Source organism: Marinobacter sp. 1-3A (genome assembly GCF_016597775.1).
GTDB classification, from domain to species: domain Bacteria; phylum Pseudomonadota; class Gammaproteobacteria; order Pseudomonadales; family Oleiphilaceae; genus Marinobacter; species Marinobacter xiaoshiensis.
Genome location: NZ_VCGZ01000002.1, coordinates 297,886 through 315,813 on the forward strand (window position 1 = coordinate 297,886; position 17,928 = coordinate 315,813).

19 protein-coding genes are annotated in these 17,928 nt (G+C 55.5%); 9 read left to right on the forward strand and 10 right to left on the reverse strand.

What is annotated here, in order from left to right:
• Positions 1–6: 6 nt before the first annotated feature.
• The 4 genes from FE848_RS04540 to FE848_RS04555 all read left to right on the forward strand — a co-directional run bounded on the left by FE848_RS04540 (position 7) and on the right by FE848_RS04555 (position 3,020).
• On the forward strand, positions 7–858 hold the full coding sequence (locus FE848_RS04540; protein WP_413785006.1) for a DUF3034 family protein: 852 nt from the start codon (positions 7–9) through the stop codon (positions 856–858).
• A 2-nt stretch (positions 859–860) separates the two neighbouring features.
• On the forward strand, positions 861–1,310 hold the full coding sequence (locus FE848_RS04545) for a group I truncated hemoglobin (protein ID WP_200201559.1): 450 nt from the start codon (positions 861–863) through the stop codon (positions 1,308–1,310).
• A gap of 41 nt (positions 1,311–1,351) precedes the next feature.
• The gene (locus FE848_RS04550; protein WP_200201560.1) at positions 1,352–1,582 is read left to right on the forward strand and encodes a DUF1653 domain-containing protein; all 231 of its coding nucleotides are present in this window, start codon (positions 1,352–1,354) and stop codon (positions 1,580–1,582) included.
• Between the two features lie 115 nt (positions 1,583–1,697).
• Positions 1,698–3,020, forward strand: coding sequence for a Na+/H+ antiporter family protein (locus FE848_RS04555; protein WP_200201561.1), 1,323 nt, complete (start codon positions 1,698–1,700; stop codon positions 3,018–3,020).
• A 471-nt stretch (positions 3,021–3,491) separates the two neighbouring features.
• Here the strand turns inward: FE848_RS04555 and FE848_RS04560 are convergent, their stop codons facing one another.
• Positions 3,492–3,743, reverse strand: a complete 252-nt coding sequence (locus FE848_RS04560; protein WP_200201562.1) for a YheV family putative zinc ribbon protein — start codon at positions 3,741–3,743, stop codon at positions 3,492–3,494.
• A gap of 56 nt (positions 3,744–3,799) precedes the next feature.
• Complete coding sequence (prlC, locus tag FE848_RS04565; protein WP_200201563.1) at positions 3,800–5,845, reverse strand: oligopeptidase A; 2,046 nt, start codon at positions 5,843–5,845, stop codon at positions 3,800–3,802.
• Positions 5,846–6,051: 206 nt separating this feature from the next.
• On the opposite strand from prlC, the gene FE848_RS04570 reads away from it, so the two are divergent.
• Positions 6,052–6,588, forward strand: coding sequence for a gamma carbonic anhydrase family protein (locus tag FE848_RS04570; RefSeq protein ID WP_200201564.1), 537 nt, complete (start codon positions 6,052–6,054; stop codon positions 6,586–6,588).
• On the opposite strand, the gene FE848_RS04575 is transcribed toward FE848_RS04570, so the two are convergent.
• From FE848_RS04575 to FE848_RS04610, 8 genes are all read right to left on the reverse strand, one after another.
• Complete coding sequence (locus tag FE848_RS04575) at positions 6,585–6,896, reverse strand: PA4642 family protein (protein ID WP_200201565.1); 312 nt, start codon at positions 6,894–6,896, stop codon at positions 6,585–6,587. The two genes, FE848_RS04570 and FE848_RS04575, sit on opposite strands and share 4 nt — an antisense overlap.
• 32 nt (positions 6,897–6,928) lie before the next feature.
• Complete coding sequence (locus tag FE848_RS04580; RefSeq protein WP_200201566.1) at positions 6,929–7,762, reverse strand: flagellar motor protein MotB; 834 nt, start codon at positions 7,760–7,762, stop codon at positions 6,929–6,931.
• Between the two features lie 4 nt (positions 7,763–7,766).
• Positions 7,767–8,540, reverse strand: coding sequence for a motility protein A (locus FE848_RS04585; RefSeq protein WP_200201567.1), 774 nt, complete (start codon positions 8,538–8,540; stop codon positions 7,767–7,769).
• Between the two features lie 51 nt (positions 8,541–8,591).
• On the reverse strand, positions 8,592–9,419 hold the full coding sequence (gene aroE / locus FE848_RS04590; protein ID WP_200201568.1) for a shikimate dehydrogenase: 828 nt from the start codon (positions 9,417–9,419) through the stop codon (positions 8,592–8,594).
• A 12-nt stretch (positions 9,420–9,431) separates the two neighbouring features.
• Positions 9,432–10,358, reverse strand: a complete 927-nt coding sequence (gene hemF, locus FE848_RS04595) for an oxygen-dependent coproporphyrinogen oxidase (protein ID WP_200201569.1) — start codon at positions 10,356–10,358, stop codon at positions 9,432–9,434.
• An 8-nt stretch (positions 10,359–10,366) separates the two neighbouring features.
• A complete protein-coding gene (locus FE848_RS04600; RefSeq protein WP_200201570.1) occupies positions 10,367–10,939 on the reverse strand; it encodes an L-threonylcarbamoyladenylate synthase in 573 nt (190 codons plus the stop codon).
• 44 nt (positions 10,940–10,983) lie between these two features.
• The gene (dprA, locus tag FE848_RS04605) at positions 10,984–12,108 is read right to left on the reverse strand and encodes a DNA-processing protein DprA (RefSeq protein WP_320159499.1); all 1,125 of its coding nucleotides are present in this window, start codon (positions 12,106–12,108) and stop codon (positions 10,984–10,986) included.
• Positions 12,109–12,175: 67 nt separating this feature from the next.
• The gene (locus FE848_RS04610; RefSeq protein WP_200201571.1) at positions 12,176–13,195 is read right to left on the reverse strand and encodes a LysM peptidoglycan-binding domain-containing protein; all 1,020 of its coding nucleotides are present in this window, start codon (positions 13,193–13,195) and stop codon (positions 12,176–12,178) included.
• A gap of 408 nt (positions 13,196–13,603) precedes the next feature.
• Between FE848_RS04610 and def the strand changes: the two genes are divergently transcribed.
• The 4 genes from def (at position 13,604) to trkA (ending at position 17,824) form a co-directional block, all read left to right on the forward strand.
• The gene (def, locus tag FE848_RS04615) at positions 13,604–14,110 is read left to right on the forward strand and encodes a peptide deformylase (protein ID WP_200201690.1); all 507 of its coding nucleotides are present in this window, start codon (positions 13,604–13,606) and stop codon (positions 14,108–14,110) included.
• 102 nt (positions 14,111–14,212) lie between these two features.
• Positions 14,213–15,148 carry a methionyl-tRNA formyltransferase gene (gene fmt, locus FE848_RS04620; protein WP_200201572.1) on the forward strand — a complete coding sequence of 312 codons (936 nt, stop codon included), beginning with the start codon at positions 14,213–14,215 and terminating at the stop codon, positions 15,146–15,148.
• A 1-nt stretch (position 15,149) separates the two neighbouring features.
• Positions 15,150–16,448: a 16S rRNA (cytosine(967)-C(5))-methyltransferase RsmB gene (gene rsmB / locus FE848_RS04625; RefSeq protein WP_200201573.1), complete on the forward strand. Its 1,299-nt coding sequence runs from the start codon at positions 15,150–15,152 to the stop codon at positions 16,446–16,448.
• On the forward strand, positions 16,448–17,824 hold the full coding sequence (trkA, locus tag FE848_RS04630) for a Trk system potassium transporter TrkA (protein WP_200201574.1): 1,377 nt from the start codon (positions 16,448–16,450) through the stop codon (positions 17,822–17,824). Before rsmB ends, trkA begins: the two co-directional genes overlap by 1 nt.
• The last annotated feature ends 104 nt before the right edge of the window (positions 17,825–17,928 follow it).

The window sequence follows — 17,928 nt, forward strand, 5'->3', positions numbered from 1 at the left end:
CCGTTGATGGCTCTTGGGCTTCTGGTTTCTCCCGCGGTTATGGCCGATGTGGGTAGCCGCATCTGGGCAACCGGCGGCGTCACAACCATAGAAGGCAGCGCGGGCGGCGGCCTGGTGCCCTGGGCCATGCTTGGAAGCTACGCCAGTGACGAAGAGTGGGGCGGCACTCTTGCCCTCAGCCGCGCCGAGGTCGACGACTACAGCTTGGCTGTTACTGGTGCTGGCTTGAACTGGAACAATCGGGTTGAAGTAACCATCGCGCGCCAGACTCTGGATCTGGACAGCCTGGTATTCACCCTGAAAAACGGCTTCGGGCTGGAACAGGATGAACTAAACCAGGATATTTTTGGTGTGAAGGTGCGGTTGGCTGGCGATGCTCTCTACAGCCCCTGGGGGCAGTGGTCAGCGGGTGTACAACACAAGCGACAACGGGATTTCACCGTGCCAAACGCCATCGGCGCCCGGGACGACAACGGCACCGATGTGTACTTCTCTGGCTCCAAAGTATTTTTTGCCGCTGTATTTGGCCGTAACCTTCTGGTGAACGGCACTTTACGGGGCACCCGAGCCAATCAGGGCGGGTTGCTGGGTTTTGGCGGCGACTTGAACAACAGCTATGAAGTAATGGTAGAAGCCGGTGTTGGCGTATTTATTAACCGACAATGGCTGGTGGGAGCCGAGTACCGACAAAAGCCCGACAACCTGAGCTTTGCCCGCGAAGACGACTGGTGGGATTTGTTTATTGCCTGGGTGCCGGATCGCCGCCTGGCGGTCACAGCTGCATTTGTGAACCTTGGCGATATCGCCACCCTGGCAGACCAGCAGGGTATTTATCTGTCTTTGCAGGGGAGTTTCTGATCATGGGCCTGCGCATAACGAAGACAACCATTGCCGCACTTTTAATCACAACAGGGCTTGTTCTGGGCGGCTGCCAGAGCCTTCAGCATGAACCGGATAACCGCCTTTATATGCAACTCGGTGAACGCTCCGGGATTGCCGATGTGGTAGAAGATTTGCTCTACCTGATTGTGGCTGACGAACGCATTAACCATCAGTACAAAGGCATGAACGTTGCCCAGTTCCATCGCAACCTGACTGACCAGCTGTGTGAGCTTAGTGGCGGTCCTTGCACCTATACCGGGCGGGAAATGCGAGAGCTGCATGCGGATATGGGGATCACAGCGACTCAGTTTAATGCGCTGGCAGAAAACCTTATTCTGGCTATGGAAAAAAACCGGATACCCACTGCTGCTCAAAATCAGCTGATTAAACGGCTTTTGCCAATGTACCCGGACATCAGGCATCTTTAACAACCACCAAGAGCCACTGCCACCATAGGGAAGAGCACAGAATGACTGAAAAAAAGATCGAGATCCGGCCTGGCCGCTACCGCCACTATAAAGGCATGGATTACGAAGTAATCGATATTGCCCGTCACAGCGAAACCGAAGAGAAGCTGGTGGTTTATCGCTGCCTGTATGGCGACTACAGCCTGTGGGTGCGCCCGCTCAGCATGTTCCGGGAAACGGTAAACGTGGCGGGCGAGCAGGTTCCGCGTTTTGCCCGGATTGATAAGGACTGACGGTTACACAAGTCTTTTGACTCAGCTGGCCAATTACTGCACATTACCGCGTTTTCATAATGCCAGCCTTCGCGAGAGGGCCGGATAATCCACCACGCGTACTCGGAGTTTTCCCATGAATGCCGTCGTTGCCGCGGTGCTGATCATGCTCGTGCTGAGTTTGGCCCGCATCCACGTTGTTGTTGCCCTTATCGTAGGTGCCGTATCTGGCGGCCTGATTGCGGGACTGTCCCTTGAAGCCACCATTGCGGCCTTTAATAACGGGTTGGGCGGCGGTGCCACAGTTGCTCTTTCGTACGCCACCCTCGGTGCTTTTGCCGTTGCCATAGGCAAATCCGGCCTGGCCCACGCGCTGGCAGACAAAACCCTGGCCATGGTCGGCCAACAGGAAAACAGCGCTGCGGCTAAAAGCGTGCGTTACATGATTATTGGTGTGCTGGTGCTGATTGCCCTGTCGTCACAGAACATATTGCCGATCCACATCGCGTTCATTCCGCTGGTTGTACCACCCATGCTGTACGTGATGGCCAAACTCAAAATGGACCGTCGGCTTGTGGCCTGTGCGCTCACCTTCGGTTTGATCACGCCTTACATGTTCCTGCCCATCGGCTTCGGCGGCATTTACCTGAATGACATTCTGATGGCCAAAATCAGCACCAACGGCGGTGAAACTGAAGGCCTTAGCGTTATGCACGCCATGGCTCTACCTGCCCTGGGCATGCTCTGCGGCCTGCTGGTTGCGGTATTCTTCACCTACCGCGGCGACCGTGAATACGATCTGGAAGCTATCACTCGCACCGAACGCGTAAATGTATCCTACAGCTCCGGCACATTGTTCATGGCCGTTGTCGCCATTGTGGCGGCCTTCGTGGTTCAGCTTTGGCTGGAATCCATGATCCTCGGTGCTCTGGCAGGCTTCCTGCTGTTCAACCTTTCCGGCGTGGTTAAGTGGAAAGAAGCTGACGACCTGTTTACTGAAGGCATGAAAATGCTGGCCATGATCGGCTTCATCATGATCGCTGCGTCTGGTTTTGCGGAAGTAATGCGGGAAACCGGCGAAATCGCCACGCTGGTACAAAGCTCTGTAGACATCATCGGCAACAACAAGCCCATGGCCGCTCTGCTGATGCTGCTGGTAGGCCTGATGATCACCATGGGCATCGGTTCATCCTTCTCCACCATCCCCATCATCGCCGCTCTCTACGTGCCTCTGGCTCTGGAAATGGGCTTCAGCTCCCTAGCCATCGTTGCCCTCGTCGGCACCGCCGGCGCCCTGGGTGATGCCGGCTCCCCAGCCTCTGACTCAACCTTGGGGCCCACTGCCGGTCTGAACGTAGACGGCCAGCACAACCACATCTGGGATTCGGTAGTGCCCACGTTCTTGCACTATAACCTACCCCTGCTTGGGTTTGGGTGGTTGGCTGCTATGGTTCTTTAATTTTGGAGTTAGCCTTCCTTTCTCGTAGCCTGCTGGTTTTGGGGGCTACGAGGTCACGGTGGGTCTTTTCTTCTGGAAAAAAGGAACTCGCTGCGCTCAGACATCTTTTTTCCGCCAGAAAAGACCCACCGCACCCTCTAGGCACACAGGACAGATATCGCTAGGGAAAAATGGAGAGAGGGGAAGCATTCCTGTCAGTATTTCTAGTGTTGCCAGCTCCGAATATGAGAAACCATAGTCTGGAATTTGAAATCTAGAATCTGAAATCCAAACCGTACCGAACGATTTGAACGTCCTTATCTTTTAACCCGAGTTGCCCTCGTAGTATGAACAAGAGGACGTGGGGAGATGTTTTTCTGCCGGGAAAAAAATGTCTGAGCGCAGCGAGTTCTTTTTTCCCAGAAGAAAAATATATCGCCGCGGCCTCGATCCCCGCTAAGCCAGCAGGCTAAAAGCCTTAATCTTTAATCCCTAGTCCTCAGACCCAGCCTTAAAGAAAACAACCTGCTTAACCGTATGATCATCAGTGTTATCACGCTGATTAACCCGAGTCTCCAGTTCAGCATTCTCAGGCACCTCAACATCCGAGATGGCATCGGTAAAACCACAAGCCACACACTCGCGAATCTGCTCACCGGCATCGTCGGTAAACATCTTGATCTTGTCCATCTCCGCGCAGCGGGCACACACTGCACCGGCTATAAAACGCTTTGGGGTCGCCATAACGTAACTCCAGAATAGGTCTCCGGTGGCTGTAACAACCACCGGAGAGAATTGGATCAGGCCGCTTCGTCTGTAATGCCGGTCTGCTTCAACAAGGCATCCACCTGCGGCTCACGGCCACGGAAGGCTTTGAACAGCTCCATTGGTTCCTGTGACCCGCCTTTTTCCAGAATGTTCTGCAAGAAAGCCCGTCCGGTTTCAGGATCGAAAATGCCGTTTTCCTCAAACAATGAGAAAGCATCGGCCGCCAGCACTTCCGCCCACTTGTAGCTGTAGTAACCCGCAGCGTAACCGCCAGCGAAGATGTGGGAGAAGGCATTCGGGAAGCGGTTGAACTCTGGTGCTTCCACTACCGCAATTTCATCACGCACAGTACGGTGCATGTGCAGCGGGTTGGTGGGCGCCTCTTCTGTGAATTCCGCATGCAGGCGAAAATCAAACAGGGAGAACTCCAACTGTCGCACCATAGCCATGCCGGACTGGAAGTTTTTGGCCGCCAACAACTTCTGCAGCAAGTCTTCCGGTAAAGGCTCGCCGGTTTCGTGGTGGCTGGCAATCAAGGCCAGAGACTCAGGGTTCCAGCACCAGTTTTCCAGGAACTGACTGGGCAGCTCTACCGCATCCCAGGCGACACCGTTGATGCCGGATACGTCCATGACTTCCACCTGCGTAAGCATGTGGTGCAGGCCATGGCCAAATTCGTGGAACAGGGTGGTTACTTCGTCGTGGGTGAGCAACGACGGTTTGCCGTTCACCGGTGGCGTAAAGTTGCAGGTGAGGAAAGCCACCGGCAATTGCAGTGCGCCGCGCTGATCGCGCCAGCGTACCCGGCAATCGGCCATCCAGGCGCCACCACGCTTGCCCTGGCGGGCAAACAGGTCAAAGTAGAACCAGGCGATGGGCTCACCGTTGCGGCTGATGCAGTAGGCGGTGGCATCTTCGTGCCAGGTTTCTACGTTCGGCTTGGCTTCAATCTGTATATCAAACAGCTTCTCCGCAACCCGGAACAAGCCTGGCACCACTTTATCCACAGGAAACCAGGGGCGAAGGGTTTCGGGGGAAATGTCATAGCGCTGCTGGCGAAGCTTTTCGCTGTAATAGCCAAGGTCCCAAGCCTTCAGGTCATCCAGGCCGTGTTCATCTTTAGCGAAGGCCTTCAACTCGGCATAGTCTTTCTCTGCAACTGGCTTGGATTTGGCCGCCAGCTCATTAAGAAAGCCCAGAACTTCGTCGGTATCACGGGCCATCTTTTTGGCCAGTGACCGCTCGGCGTAGTTGTTGAAGCCCAATAGTTTGGCCAATGCGTGTCGGCGCTTGAGGATTTCGGCCATTACCTGGGTGTTGTCCCAGGTTCCAGCATCTGGCCCTACGTCTGAGGCGCGGGTAACAAAGGCTTCGTAGACTTCGTGGCGCAGCTCGCGGTTGTCACAGTAGGTCATAACCGGGAAGAAGCTGGGGAAATCCAGGGTGATCACGTAGCCATCCAGTTCTTTCTGGCTGGCAGCCTGCTTGGCGCCTTCAAGGGCAGATTCCGGAATGCCGGCCAGTTCTTCTACATTGGTAATGTGTTTGAACCAGTTCTGGGTGGCATCCAGCACGTTGTCGCTGAAGCGGTTGGTCAGTTCCGACAGCTCGCGGGAAAGGTCCGCGTACTGCTTTTTCTGATCATCCGGCAGATCCACGCCGCCAAGGTGAAAGTCTCGCAGGGTGTTATCCACGGCTTTGCGTTGGGCTTCGCTCAGTTCGCTGAAATCATCCCGGGCTGCGAGCTTTTTGTAAGCTTCGCACAGGGCTGAGTTCTGGCTGACTTCGGTGCTGTATTCGGTGAGCTTTTCCAGGCAGTTTTTATAAACTTTGCGCAGGTCGTCGTTGTTCATCACGCTGTTGAGGTGCGAGATAACCGACCAGGCGTTGCTCAGCTTGTTTTCAAGTGATTGCATGGGCTGAACCAAGGTATCCCAGGAGGGATCTTCATTCTGAGCCAGGCTGGCGATTTTCACGCGGTTTTCGCTGAGTATCTGGTCAATGGCCGTTTCCATGTGCTCGGTGCGCACGTGGTCAAACTTTGGCAGTAAGTCGTCAGTCAGTAACGGGTTATTCATGGATCCCCTTCTCAGCTGTTCAAATGTGAGGTAGCTTCATTTATATCAATCATCGGAGGAAGACGTCTGTGTGGAGGCTTTGCCAAAACACGCCATGAATACGTCCATGTAGGCTCGGCTCCGCCATCCATGGCTCCGCACGGTTTTGGCAAAGCCTCCACACAGCCGCCCCCAACTTCCGGGCAAACGCAACTAAGGTATATGTAATGACGAATATACGTTCTCACAAGGGTATCACGCCAGATTTAGGAGAGCGCACTCTGGTGGACCCCAGTGCGGTAGTAATCGGTGATGTCAAAACCGGTAAAGACTGCTCCATCTGGCCGATGACCGTGGTGCGGGGTGATATGCATAAAATTCGCATCGGAGACCGTTGCAGTATTCAGGACGGCTCGGTGTTGCACATCACTCACGCCAGCGATTTTAATCCGGGTGGTCATCCACTCACCTTGGGCGACGATGTCACCGTGGGGCACAAGGCTTTGTTGCATGGCTGCACTATTGGTAGCCGGGTGCTGGTGGGTATGGGCTGTATCATTATGGATGGCGCGGTGGTGGAGGATGAGGTGATTGTGGCGGCAGGTTGTTTGGTGCCGCCGGGCAAAACACTGGAATCCGGGCACCTTTATGTGGGCTCGCCGTGCAAGAAGGCGCGTGCTTTGACCGATAAGGAGCGCACGTTTTTTGCCTACACGGCGGCCAACTATGTGAAGCTCAAGGATGAGTATCTGGCCGAGGCTTAGTGCTCGGTTGCTGCGCTTTTTTTCGCGCCAGCCTGTTCCAGCGCCCGGGCGTAGTCTGCGCCTTTGTGGTGCTGGGATACGTGATCCAGGAAGGTTTCGCCTGCCTCGTCAGTGGCGTTGAGATCACCGCCAGCTTCCACAAAGAAACCTACAAAGCGTTCAAAATCCTCCGCTCTCATGGCTCGGTATGCTTTCAGCAGGGCTGTGTAGTCAGAACCCTCTTCTTTTGGCGAGCTTGGCAGGTGGCTTTTTACGCGCTCATCGCTCCACTCTTCGTCGAGAACCTTGGGTTTATCAGGGCCGCTCATATTCACTCTCTCCTCTCTAGTTCTATTTATGCTCAGGGCAGGATTTCCACCGGCAAGTTGCCAGTTGAGATGGATTCGTCGCACTCCGGATCACGAATGGCAATTTCCACGCGGCGGTTCAATGCCCGGTTTTCCGCCGTATCGTTCGGAGCCAAGGGGTTGGTTTCGGCACGGCCCGCGGCGACAACGCGCTCGGCGGGCACCTGCTTGCTCAACACCAGCTCGTGCACCACAGATACCGCACGGGCGGCAGAAAGATCCCAGTTGGATCGATACCGGCTGCTGGATATGGGCCGATCGTCGGTGTAGCCAGACACCAGTACATCACCGGTACAACCCGCCAGCACGTCGACCACCCGTTCGATAATGGGGATCATCTCTGGCTTGATATCGGCTTGCCCGGAGCGGAATGTGGCCTCTTCCGAGAACCGGATAACGACTTTGTTCTGGTCGTAATTGACAACCAAAGCCTCGGAAGCAACCTCGTTTTCAAGTTCGCGGATCATGCGACTGGCCAGATCCAGCACGCCGCCGGAAATAACGGTGTCTGCGGTTTCAGGCGCTCGCTCATCAATAAATTCAGGTTCCCGGGTCTGGGACTCTGTGGGTTCGGGCAGGGAGACAGTATCAGATTCCACCAGGGTGATCGGCGAGCCGCCTATGCCGTCACCCAGTACGTTCGCAGATCCAAAAGCCACGGACATGGAGTTGGCCATGGCTTTGTATTTTTCGATATCCATTTCCGCAAAAGACAGCAGCAGAATAAAAAACGTCAGCAGCAGCGTGGCAAGATCGGCAAAGGTAACGATCCACGCAGGTGTTTGATTTTTCTGCTTGGGCTTTCTGGCGTTCCGGATAGATTGCAAAACCTCAGGCCTCCCGCTCCGGCACCAAACCTCTGCGGTGTTCTGGCGTTACAAACGAGGAGAGCAGTTCGGTCATCACTCTGGGGTTTTCCCCGCGCATGATGTTGCGCATGGATGTGATGATCAGGATCTGGTTGCGGCTTTCGTCTTCCGCCTTGAGCTGAAGCTTGTCCGCCAGTGGCAGGGCAATCAACTGGGCAATAAAGGCTCCATAAAGCGTGGTCAGCAAGGCAATGGCCATTGCCGGGCCAATGGATGAAGGGTCGTCCAGGGAGTTGAGCATCTGCACCAGCCCCACCAGGGTGCCCAGCATTCCAATAGCCGGTGCCGACTCGCCTATACCCCGGAATACTCTTTCTGCCACCTCGTAGCGTTCCGCCATTTGTTGGGATTCCTGAGCCAGGGCTTCTTCAACCAACTCAGGCGGGTGGCCGTCTACGCACAGGTAAATGGCCTTTTGCAGAAACTCATTGGTAGTACGATGATTTTCCAGGCCCAGAATACCTTCTTTACGTACAACCATAGCCAACTCGCCAGACTCGCGAATCAGGTCGGTAGGGCGTTCAACTTTGTCGGTAAAGGCTGCACTCATGGCCAAGCGGAAAGCGCTCATCACCGATGACATGCGGAATTTTATGAGTGTGACGGCAAAGGTGCCACCAATGACAATGGCCAACCCCGGCAGATTGAGGAAGGTAAGAAGCGAGGCGTTGGCCAGCATCGCCAGAATCACAATCAAAATGCCGGCGACAAGCCCTACGAGGGTAAGAATGTCCATGCATAGTCCTTCATGGATAGCATTTATGGATAGCCCTTACGGGTTATTGTCTTAGTCGTTTCGCAATACATCAATAACTGGCGCTGTGGCTGGCTGCACTCCCCGCCACACACGGAAGGATTCAGCGGCCTGTTCAATCAGCATGCCCAAACCATCAAATACCCGAACGGCTCCATTATCCAGAGCCCACTGGTTAAACGTGGTTGTCTGCAGAGAATACATCATGTCGTAAACGACTGTATCCGCCGCAATCACATTCTCGTTAAGGGGCGGCAAGTCTCCCTGCAAACTGGCACTTGTACCGTTGATAATCAAATCAAATGATTGATCTGGTTCATTAAATCCACAAGCGTTTAGCTTGGTATCATTAGCTTCATCTGCAAACAGTGTAGCCAGTGCCTCAGCTTTGGCCACTGTGCGGTTTGCGATCGTCAGGCTCGCGGGTTGCTGCGCAAGCAAAGGCCCCAATACGCCACGTACGGCACCCCCTGCACCCAGAATCAGTATGTTTGCGCTTTTCAGCTGAATACCATGATTGACGGTAAGGTCCTGCACCAGCCCCTGGCCGTCGGTATTATCGGCCACCAACTGGCCCTCACTGTTCTGATACAGCGTATTGGCCGCACCGGCTTTTTCCGCTCGTGCCGCGCGCTGATCTGCCAGTTCCCACGCCTGTTCCTTGAAGGGAACCGTTACGTTTAAACCCTTGCCGCCACCTTCAAAAAACTGGCGCACCGTATCCGCAAAGCAATCCAGAGGCGCCTGAATGGCGGTGTATTCCACGGGCTCGCCCGTCTGCTTTGCAAAAAGGCTATGGATTCTTGGCGACTTGCTGTGATTGATCGGGTGGCCGACCACCGCATAAAGCTCGTTGCTCATTTCTAACCTCGTTTACGTCGCGTTACCGGCAAGCCAATCGCGCCCGGTCAGAAAGTGCTCAGTCAAGCGTGCTTCTTCGCTGCCCGGCTCCGGTACCCGACTGTAATCCCAGCGCACCAATGGTGGCAGCGACATCAGGATAGATTCTGTGCGCCCGCCAGACTGCAGGCCAAACAGGGTGCCACGGTCGTACACCAGGTTGAATTCCACATAGCGCCCGCGCCGGTAGAGCTGAAAATCCCGCTCACGCTCACCGTAAGCCTGATCCATGCGGCGCCGTACAATGGGCTCATAAGCTTCAATATAGCTGTCGCCCACGGATTTCATCAGCCCGAAATCCTGCTCGAAATCCCCGGTGTTGTGGTCGTCAAAAAACAGCCCGCCGACTCCCCGGGGTTCATCCCGGTGTTTCAGGTAAAAATAATCGTCGCACCAGTCTTTGTAGCGCTGATAAGTATTTTCTCCAAACGGCGCGCAGGCGTCTTTGGCGATTTGGTGCCAGTGCACGCAATCCTCATCAAAGCCGTAATAGGGCGTCAGATCGTAACCACCGCCAAACCAGTAAACCGGTTCACCTGTTTCCGGCGTGGCGATAAAAAACCTTACGTTGGCGTGTGATGTAGGCACATACGGGTTATTCGGGTGAATCACCAAGGAGACACCCATAGCCTCCCAAGGCGCACCGGCCAGGTGAGGGCGATGGGCAGTGGCCGACGGCGGCATGGTCGCACCCATTACATGGGAGAAGTTAACCCCGCCCTTTTCAAAAATACGGCCGTCGCTGATGACCCGGCTCACACCGCCGCCGCCCTCCGGGCGATCCCAGGCATCACGTACAAACTCTGCACCACCTTCCAGTGCTTCCAGGCGCTGACAGATGGCATCCTGCAATTCAAGCAGATACTGCTTAACCGCGTTGCTATCGGGTTGCTGTGGCATGAATTCTCCTAACGAAGCTGTTTACCGCTAACAATATCAATAATTCGGCTGGGTTTCCGGTTACCGCCAAGGGCTCCCGGCACAATCTGATCAAGCTGATCTTTGAAGTAGTGGCCCACCTGCTCTGCATCTCGGGCTGGTTCTTCCCCGGCGGGATTGCAGGAGGTGGAAACCAGAGGCATATCCGCAGCTTCACACAAAGCTTTAACCACAGGGTGCTCGCTGACTCTCACCGCAATGGAGCTGTGACTGCCACGCACCCACTCTGGAATCTGTTGGTTCACGTCCGGCAGCAAACAGGTCACCGGGCCGGGCCAGTGGCTCAGTGCCGCCAATTGAAGAGGCTCGGGCAGAGGGTCCAGCAGGAACCGGATCTGTTCCACAGACGCCGCCACCAGAATCAGGCCTTTCTCAACCGGCCGGTTCTTGAGCTGAAGGATTCGGGTGACCGCCTGGAGATTCCAGGGATCACATCCGAGACCCCACACAGCCTCAGTGGGGTAGGCAATAACGCCACCTTGCAGGATTGTGCTGCAAGCAAGCTGTATCTGCTGATCGTTTAGCGGGTTGGGTGCAGCCATGCTGATGTTGTCAGACCAAAACGGGGTGAATCATCACACCGGGCTCAGGCGATTTTCTGGAAACCTCCGGGGGCGGAACTGACCAATCCTTCAAGCTCGAGAAGCAGAAGGGACTGGACAAGCTGATCTGCCGGAAGACCGGTAGCCATACACAGTGTATCGGTTGATTGTGGATCATACCCTAATGCCTCAAACACCGCGATTTCCCTGCTGTCCAGACCTGCCAGCGGGCTGGCAGCCGGTGCTTGCGAATGCTGTTCCAGCGGTTGCGCCCAGGAGGCACCCAGCTCCTCCAGAATATCGTCTACCTGTTCTACCAACCGGGCACCCTGTTTGATCAGATAATGGCACCCCCGTGCCACCGGACTGTGGATCGATCCGGGAATTGCAAACACCTCACGCCCTTGCTCCAACGCCAGGCGGGCGGTGATAAGAGAGCCGCTTTTAAGCCCGGCCTCGACCACAAGAATGCCCCGACTCAAACCACTGATAATGCGATTGCGCTGGGGAAAGTGTGCGGCCCTCGCCGGTGTACCCGGCGGGTATTCCGACACCAGCAGGCCATTCGCGATCACCCGCTCACCAAGCCGGCGGTGCTGGTTCGGGTATATGCGATCAAGGCCACAGCCAATAACAGCAATGGTGGGGTGCCCGGCATCCAGAGCGCCCGCATGGGCTGCACCATCAACCCCCAAAGCCAGTCCACTGGTGACCAGCAACCCCCGCCCACTCAGCTCTCCAGCAAATGAACGGGCGTGGTCAAGGCCTGCAGGCGTGGCGTTACGGCTGCCAATAATACCAATCTGTTCGCGGCTCAACAGGCTCGCATCACCTCGCGTGTATAGCACCAGAGGGGCATCGTGGATGTGCCGAAGGGCTTCCGGGTAGTCCGGGCTTTGCCAGCTCAGGATGCCGATGGCATGTCGTTCACAGGCCAGCAGAACTTGCCGGGTAGTGCGAACACTGGCGTTGGTCTCGTCCTGCTGTTGCCACGCCAGAATTGCCGCCACGGTTTCAGTGTGCAAGCCAAGTGCCCGGAGTGTCGCAGCGTTTTTGGTGAGCAGTTCAACAAGGTTGGGAATGGTTGCGAGCATAGCTCGCCGGCGGGTACGCCCGAATTTAGGCAAACAGGTAAGAAACAGCCACTGCGCAGAGGGGAAGGTAAACACAACATCATCCTTGAAAACAACAAAGCCGGGCCATCCTGGCCCGGCTTTTAATTAACTGATCACTGAATCAGGGGTTGGTAACCTTATCGCCCACTGAAAGCGGACGGGTTGCCTGCAAAATTAGCCCGTAACTCATTTTTTCATAAACCTGGAACACCATCAGCAAGCCAGCTCGCTCGGAAGGCAGCTCAATGGTTTCGTTGGTAACCGGATCGCGGGCCAGATTACCACTCTTGAGAATGGCCATCACGTTACCGGCTTCGAGCCCTTCGCGGGCACCACGGTTAATCGTAACCACGTTGTACTGGCCAATCTGGGTAACGCCACCGTCCACTGACATCATCTTGCCTTCAATCTCCTGAGCTGGAGAGCTGGGCACAAAGCTGGTGGTCAGGCGACGGTCTTCATTAACCAACAAGCGGTCGCCAATACGCACTTCTTCACTGGAGCGGGTCAGATCCAAAGTCAGAACTTCGCCGTTTTCTGCAGAGATATCACCACGGGCAATGCTGCGCGCTTCCAGGCCAAGAAACTCACCGGTATCCGGATCAACAAATTCCTGGCTGCGACGGAAAACGCCAACTTTATCAGCTGGCTTCTTGCCGCGGGCATAAACCCGATCGCCAGCACCGAGCACTATGCGTGCGTCTTTACCTTCGAGGATATACGGTGCCGCATCGATCTGCTCAGGGGTGACGACACGGGTGTCCGTCAGAAAGCTGCTGATTGCATCCAGAGGAATAGCCGGGATGGGTGTATCAATCCGCTCAGAGCGCACCTGCGGGGACAGTTTCACAACACCGTTGTTCGACGTTACCTTGGTGACGCGGGGTTTGCCGTCGATATAAACCAGAGCAAGCCGATCGCCCGGGTAAATCAGATGCGGGTTTGCAACCTGGGGGTTAACGTGCCAAATTTCCGGCCAATACCACGGATTGCTCAGAAAACGCCCTGAAATATCCCAAAGAGTATCACCCTTCACAACAGTGTAACGCTCAGGATGATCAGACCGCAGTTCAGGTGCGGCGTGAGCCCAGGAGGTTAATAGCAGCGTAGTGGCTGCCAGAGCGTACAGCAGTTTCCTCATTGTCTAAGTCCTTGATCGCGTGCCTTGATTCTATGCATTCTGGTAAGGATGCAGCCAGTTTTCTGCAGCTTATTACGTTGTTATGCAACTTACTATAGAAGATGTCTCGCAAATTGTGATGTTATCTTTTGTTCCTCCAGTAAATTCTATGGGATTTACCGAAGATTTCAGCGATTACCTGGTCAGTTTGTACTCAATCGACAATATGGTGGATAATGTACCCATCAGAGGCAACGCGCTGCGTATCTTATAGTGTGAAGGGAACAATTTGCGCTCTACGCTGTCGCATTTCAGAGATCGCTTTCACACGGTTACAAAAGACAACGTTAAAAGTCAGCCAAAGCCGTTAGTCATTCAGAATGTCAGCCGAAATTCCTGACGTTCGTCATACAGGCCAAAAGTACGAGCATTATGATACTAGATATTCTTGAATACCCGGACCCCCGTCTGCGCACCATTGCCAAGCCGGTGGACGAACTGACAGACGCCGACCGCAAGCTGATCGACGACATGTTCGAGACCATGTACGATGCGCCCGGTATTGGCTTGGCCGCGACACAGGTCAACGTTCACAAGCAGATCATCGTTATGGATTTGTCTGAGGACAAAAGCGAGCCAATGGTGTTTATCAACCCACAAGTTGAAGTACTGGATGGCGAACTCGAAGCCATGCAGGAAGGTTGCCTCTCGGTTCCAGGCTTTTATGAGGATGTAGAGCGTATAGAGCACTGCATGATTCGCGCACTGGACCGTAACGGGAAGCCATTTGAGCTCGAAGCTCGCGGCCTGTTGGCGGTTTGCATCCAGCATGAGATGGACCATCTCAACGGCAAGCTCTTCGTAGATTATCTGAGCAACCTCAAGCGCAACCGCATTCGCAAGAAGCTGGAAAAGCTTCAAAAGCAAAGTGCGTGAATAGTGCCTGATGGCCGCGTGAGGATAGTGTAAAAGCTTCGACAGTATCGGACCGGGCCATGCCCGGTCTTTTCGTATTCAACGAGACAGAGACCCAACACCGTGCGACTCGTTTTTGCTGGCACTCCGGATTTCGCAGCAACCGCTTTGAGAGCGCTGCTGGGCACCCACCACACCCTTGTAGGCGTATACTCCCAACCCGACCGACCCGCTGGCCGGGGCCGCAAGCTCCAGCCCAGCCCGGTGAAGCAGGTTGCACTGGACAACAACATTCCAGTGTTCCAGCCGGAAAGCCTGAAAACCCCGGAAGCCCAGCAGGAACTGGCCGATCTAAAGCCCGACGTAATGATCGTAGCGGCTTACGGGCTGATTCTGCCCCAGGCCGTGCTGGACATTCCTGCCCACGGCTGCCTCAACATCCACGCCTCTCTCTTGCCGCGATGGCGTGGTGCGGCGCCAATCCAGCGTGCCATTGCAGCTGGCGATGCAGAAACCGGCATTACCATCATGCAGATGGACAAAGGTCTCGATACTGGCGCCATGTTGCTGAAATCCGCAACGCCTATCGGAGCCAATGATACCGGCGGCAGCCTTCACGACCGCCTTGCCGAGCTAGGTGGCCAGGCGATCATCGAGGCTTTGGACCTGCTGGAAAAGGGCAGCCTCCAAGGCGAAGTGCAGGACAACGAACTGGCCTGTTACGCCCACAAACTGTCCAAGGAAGAAGGCCATATCGACTGGTCGTTGAGCGCTCTGGCGATTGAACGCCTGATTCGCGCCTTCAACCCCTGGCCGGGCACCTATACGGATTTTGAAGAACAACGGCTGCGAATACACGAAGCCACGGCCATTGAAGAGCAAAGCTCCAAACCGGCCGGCACAGTGATAAGCCGGGAACGGGAAGGCATTGATATTGCCTGTGGTACCGGCACCTTGCGCATCACCCGCCTACAGCTGCCAGGGTCTCGCGCCCAGAGCGTGAATGACCTGATAAACGGGGGCAAACAACTGCTTTTACCCGGACAGGAGCTGCGCTGACATGGGCGACTACGACCAACCCCTGCGCGCCGTTGCGGCGGATGTTCTTCTGGCGGTGGAATGCGGTGAATCTTTGTCCCAGTGCCTGCCACCGGCACTGCAACGGGTTGCTCTCAACGAACGCCCAGCGCTTCAAGCCCTGTGCTACGGCACCTGCCGCTGGTTTCACCGCCTCGACAGTGAGCTGAATAGCCGGCTTAAAAAGCCCATTAAAAGCCAGGACCGTATTGTTCACCACCTGATGCTGGTCGCTCTTTTCCAGCTCCGCTTCAGCCAGCAAGCTTCCTACGCGGTTCTGAACGAATCGGTGGAAGCCTGCCGCACCCTCGACAAGCCCCATCTCACTGGCCTGGTGAACGGTATTTTGCGATCCGCCGAACGCGAAGGGGCCCCGGAACCACAAGATGACGCCAGCCGTTTCAGCCATCCCGGCTGGATGGTCGAAAAGCTGCGCCATAACTGGCCCGATAGCTGGCAGGCGATTCTCGAAGCCAACAACGCCCAGGCACCCATGACACTCAGGGTTAACGCCCTGCGCTTCAGCCGGAATGAATATCTGGCCTTGCTGAACGAAGCAGGCATTGAGGCCAGTGCCACACGCTTTGCACCCCACGGCATCCAGCTTGGCCGGCCGGTGCAAGTGGATCAATTGCCCTGGTTTGCCGATGGCGCCGTGAGCGTACAGGACGAAGCTGCGCAGCTTTGCACCACCCTGCTGGATCTCGCACCGGGGCAACGGGTTCTTGATGCCTGTGCGGCTCCGGGTGGAAAAACCTGCGCCATCCTGGAAAGCCAGGCAGAACTTGCCGAAGTGGTCGCCATTGATGAATCCGCCGCGCGCTTGCCCAGGGTTCAGGAAAATCTGGACCGGCTGGATCTGCACGCCAGCCTGCTGGAGGCGGATGCCGCAGATATTGAGCAGTGGTGGGATGGCCAGGCTTTTGACCGCATTCTTCTCGACGTACCCTGCAGCGCCAGCGGCGTTATCCGCCGCCATCCGGACATCAAACTGCTGCGCCGTGAAACCGACATAGTGCCCTTGGCGAGCATACAGCTTGGGCTTCTGGAAGCCATGTGGAAGGTACTGAAGCCGGGAGGGCGATTGGTCTATGCCACCTGCTCCGTGTTCCCTCAGGAAAATCACCGTATAATCCAGAGGTTTATTAAACAGCAGAGCAGTGCCGTTCTTATTGAGCCGGAGGCTCAGTGGGGGACTGATATGGGCGCCGGGCGACAGCTTCTCCCCGATCCAATCAGCCATGACGGCTTCTTCTATGCCGTGCTGGAGAAACCTGAATAATGAAGATCCTGATCCTCGGTGCCGGGCAAGTGGGCGGCACACTGGCAGAAAACCTGGCCAGTGAAGCCAACGATATAACCGTTATCGACACAGACGCCGTGCGGCTTCGGGAGCTGCAGGATCGCCTTGATATTCGTACCGTACAGGGCATGGCCTCTTACCCTTCTGTTCTGAGCCAAGCCAACGCAGAAGATGCCGACATGCTGATTGCTGTGACCAACAGCGACGAGACCAATATGGTTGCCTGTCAGATTGCCTCCATTCTGTACAGCACGCCCAAACTGATCAGCCGCGTCCGCGCCAGCGCCTACCTGTCGAACAAAAAGCTGTTCGGGAGGGAGACCGGTTTCCCCATCGATGTGATGATCAGCCCGGAGCATCTTGTTACCCGGCACATTACGCGCCTGGTTGAGTACCCCGGCGCTCTGCAGGTACTGGAATTCTCCAAAGGGCTGGTTCGACTGGTTGCCATCCGCGCCACTGAAGGCGGGCCGCTGGTGGGCCGCGAGCTGTCTTACCTGCGCACGCACATGCCGAAAATCGAGACCCGGGTTGCCGCCATTTTCCGAAAGGATCGGGCGATTATGCCCAAGGGCGATACAGTGCTTGAAGATGGCGATGAGGTGTTTTTCATCGCCGGCGCCGATCACATACGCTCAGTGATGAGCGAGCTGCAACCGCTGGTAAAGAACTACAAACGGATCTTTATTTGCGGCGGTGGCAACATCGGCCAGCGCCTGGCCTATACCCTGGAAGATCGCTATCAGGTAAAGCTGCTTGAGCGAGATCATGATCGCTGTGTACTGCTTTCCGAAGGCTTGCGCAAGACAGTGGTTCTTGAAGGTAATGCGGCAGACAAGGACATACTGCTGGAAGAGAACATCGAAAATACCGATGTGTTCATTGCGGTGACCAACGATGATGAGGCCAACATTATGGCTTCCTTGCTGGCCAAGCGCCTGGGCGCCCGCAAAGTGTTCACCCTGATCAACAACCCCGACTATGTGGATCTGATCCAGGGTGGGGAGATTGATGTAGCAATCTCGCCTCAGCAAACCACCATTGGCAGCTTGCTTACCCATGTACGCCGTGGCGATGTTGTAAACGTTCACTCGCTACGCAGAGGCGCTGCAGAAGCCATCGAAGCAATTGCCCACGGAGATCATAGATCCTCCAAGGTGGTTGGCAGACGCCTGGATGAAATCAATCTGCCTCAAGGTGCGACCATTGGTGCGATTGTGCGCCACAACGAAGTACTCATCGCCCACGACCACTTGCGAATACAACCGGACGACCATGTAATCCTGTTCCTGGTGGATAAATCCCGGGTACGGGAAGTTGAGAAGCTCTTTGCCGTAGGGCTGACCTTCTTCTAGTTCAAAATCAACAGCATGAAGACAACTTAGAAATACCGCTTTGGCGCGCGTATAATGCGCCTTTTTCCGAATGGTCCTCTTGTGAGCGGGCCACACACAGACCG

Coding starts and splice junctions, on each gene's coding strand:
- FE848_RS04540 (WP_413785006.1), top strand. CDS start 7: ATGGCTCTTGGGCTTCTGGTTTCTCCCGCGGTTATGGCCGATGTGGGT.
- FE848_RS04545 (WP_200201559.1), top strand. CDS start 861: ATGGGCCTGCGCATAACGAAGACAACCATTGCCGCACTTTTAATCACA.
- FE848_RS04550 (WP_200201560.1), top strand. CDS start 1,352: ATGACTGAAAAAAAGATCGAGATCCGGCCTGGCCGCTACCGCCACTAT.
- FE848_RS04555 (WP_200201561.1), top strand. CDS start 1,698: ATGAATGCCGTCGTTGCCGCGGTGCTGATCATGCTCGTGCTGAGTTTG.
- FE848_RS04560 (WP_200201562.1), bottom strand. CDS start 3,743: ATGGCGACCCCAAAGCGTTTTATAGCCGGTGCAGTGTGTGCCCGCTGC.
- prlC (WP_200201563.1), bottom strand. CDS start 5,845: ATGAATAACCCGTTACTGACTGACGACTTACTGCCAAAGTTTGACCAC.
- FE848_RS04570 (WP_200201564.1), top strand. CDS start 6,052: ATGACGAATATACGTTCTCACAAGGGTATCACGCCAGATTTAGGAGAG.
- FE848_RS04575 (WP_200201565.1), bottom strand. CDS start 6,896: ATGAGCGGCCCTGATAAACCCAAGGTTCTCGACGAAGAGTGGAGCGAT.
- FE848_RS04585 (WP_200201567.1), bottom strand. CDS start 8,540: ATGGACATTCTTACCCTCGTAGGGCTTGTCGCCGGCATTTTGATTGTG.
- aroE (WP_200201568.1), bottom strand. CDS start 9,419: ATGAGCAACGAGCTTTATGCGGTGGTCGGCCACCCGATCAATCACAGC.
- hemF (WP_200201569.1), bottom strand. CDS start 10,358: ATGCCACAGCAACCCGATAGCAACGCGGTTAAGCAGTATCTGCTTGAA.
- FE848_RS04600 (WP_200201570.1), bottom strand. CDS start 10,939: ATGGCTGCACCCAACCCGCTAAACGATCAGCAGATACAGCTTGCTTGC.
- FE848_RS04610 (WP_200201571.1), bottom strand. CDS start 13,195: ATGAGGAAACTGCTGTACGCTCTGGCAGCCACTACGCTGCTATTAACC.
- rsmB (WP_200201573.1), top strand. CDS start 15,150: ATGGGCGACTACGACCAACCCCTGCGCGCCGTTGCGGCGGATGTTCTT.
- trkA (WP_200201574.1), top strand. CDS start 16,448: ATGAAGATCCTGATCCTCGGTGCCGGGCAAGTGGGCGGCACACTGGCA.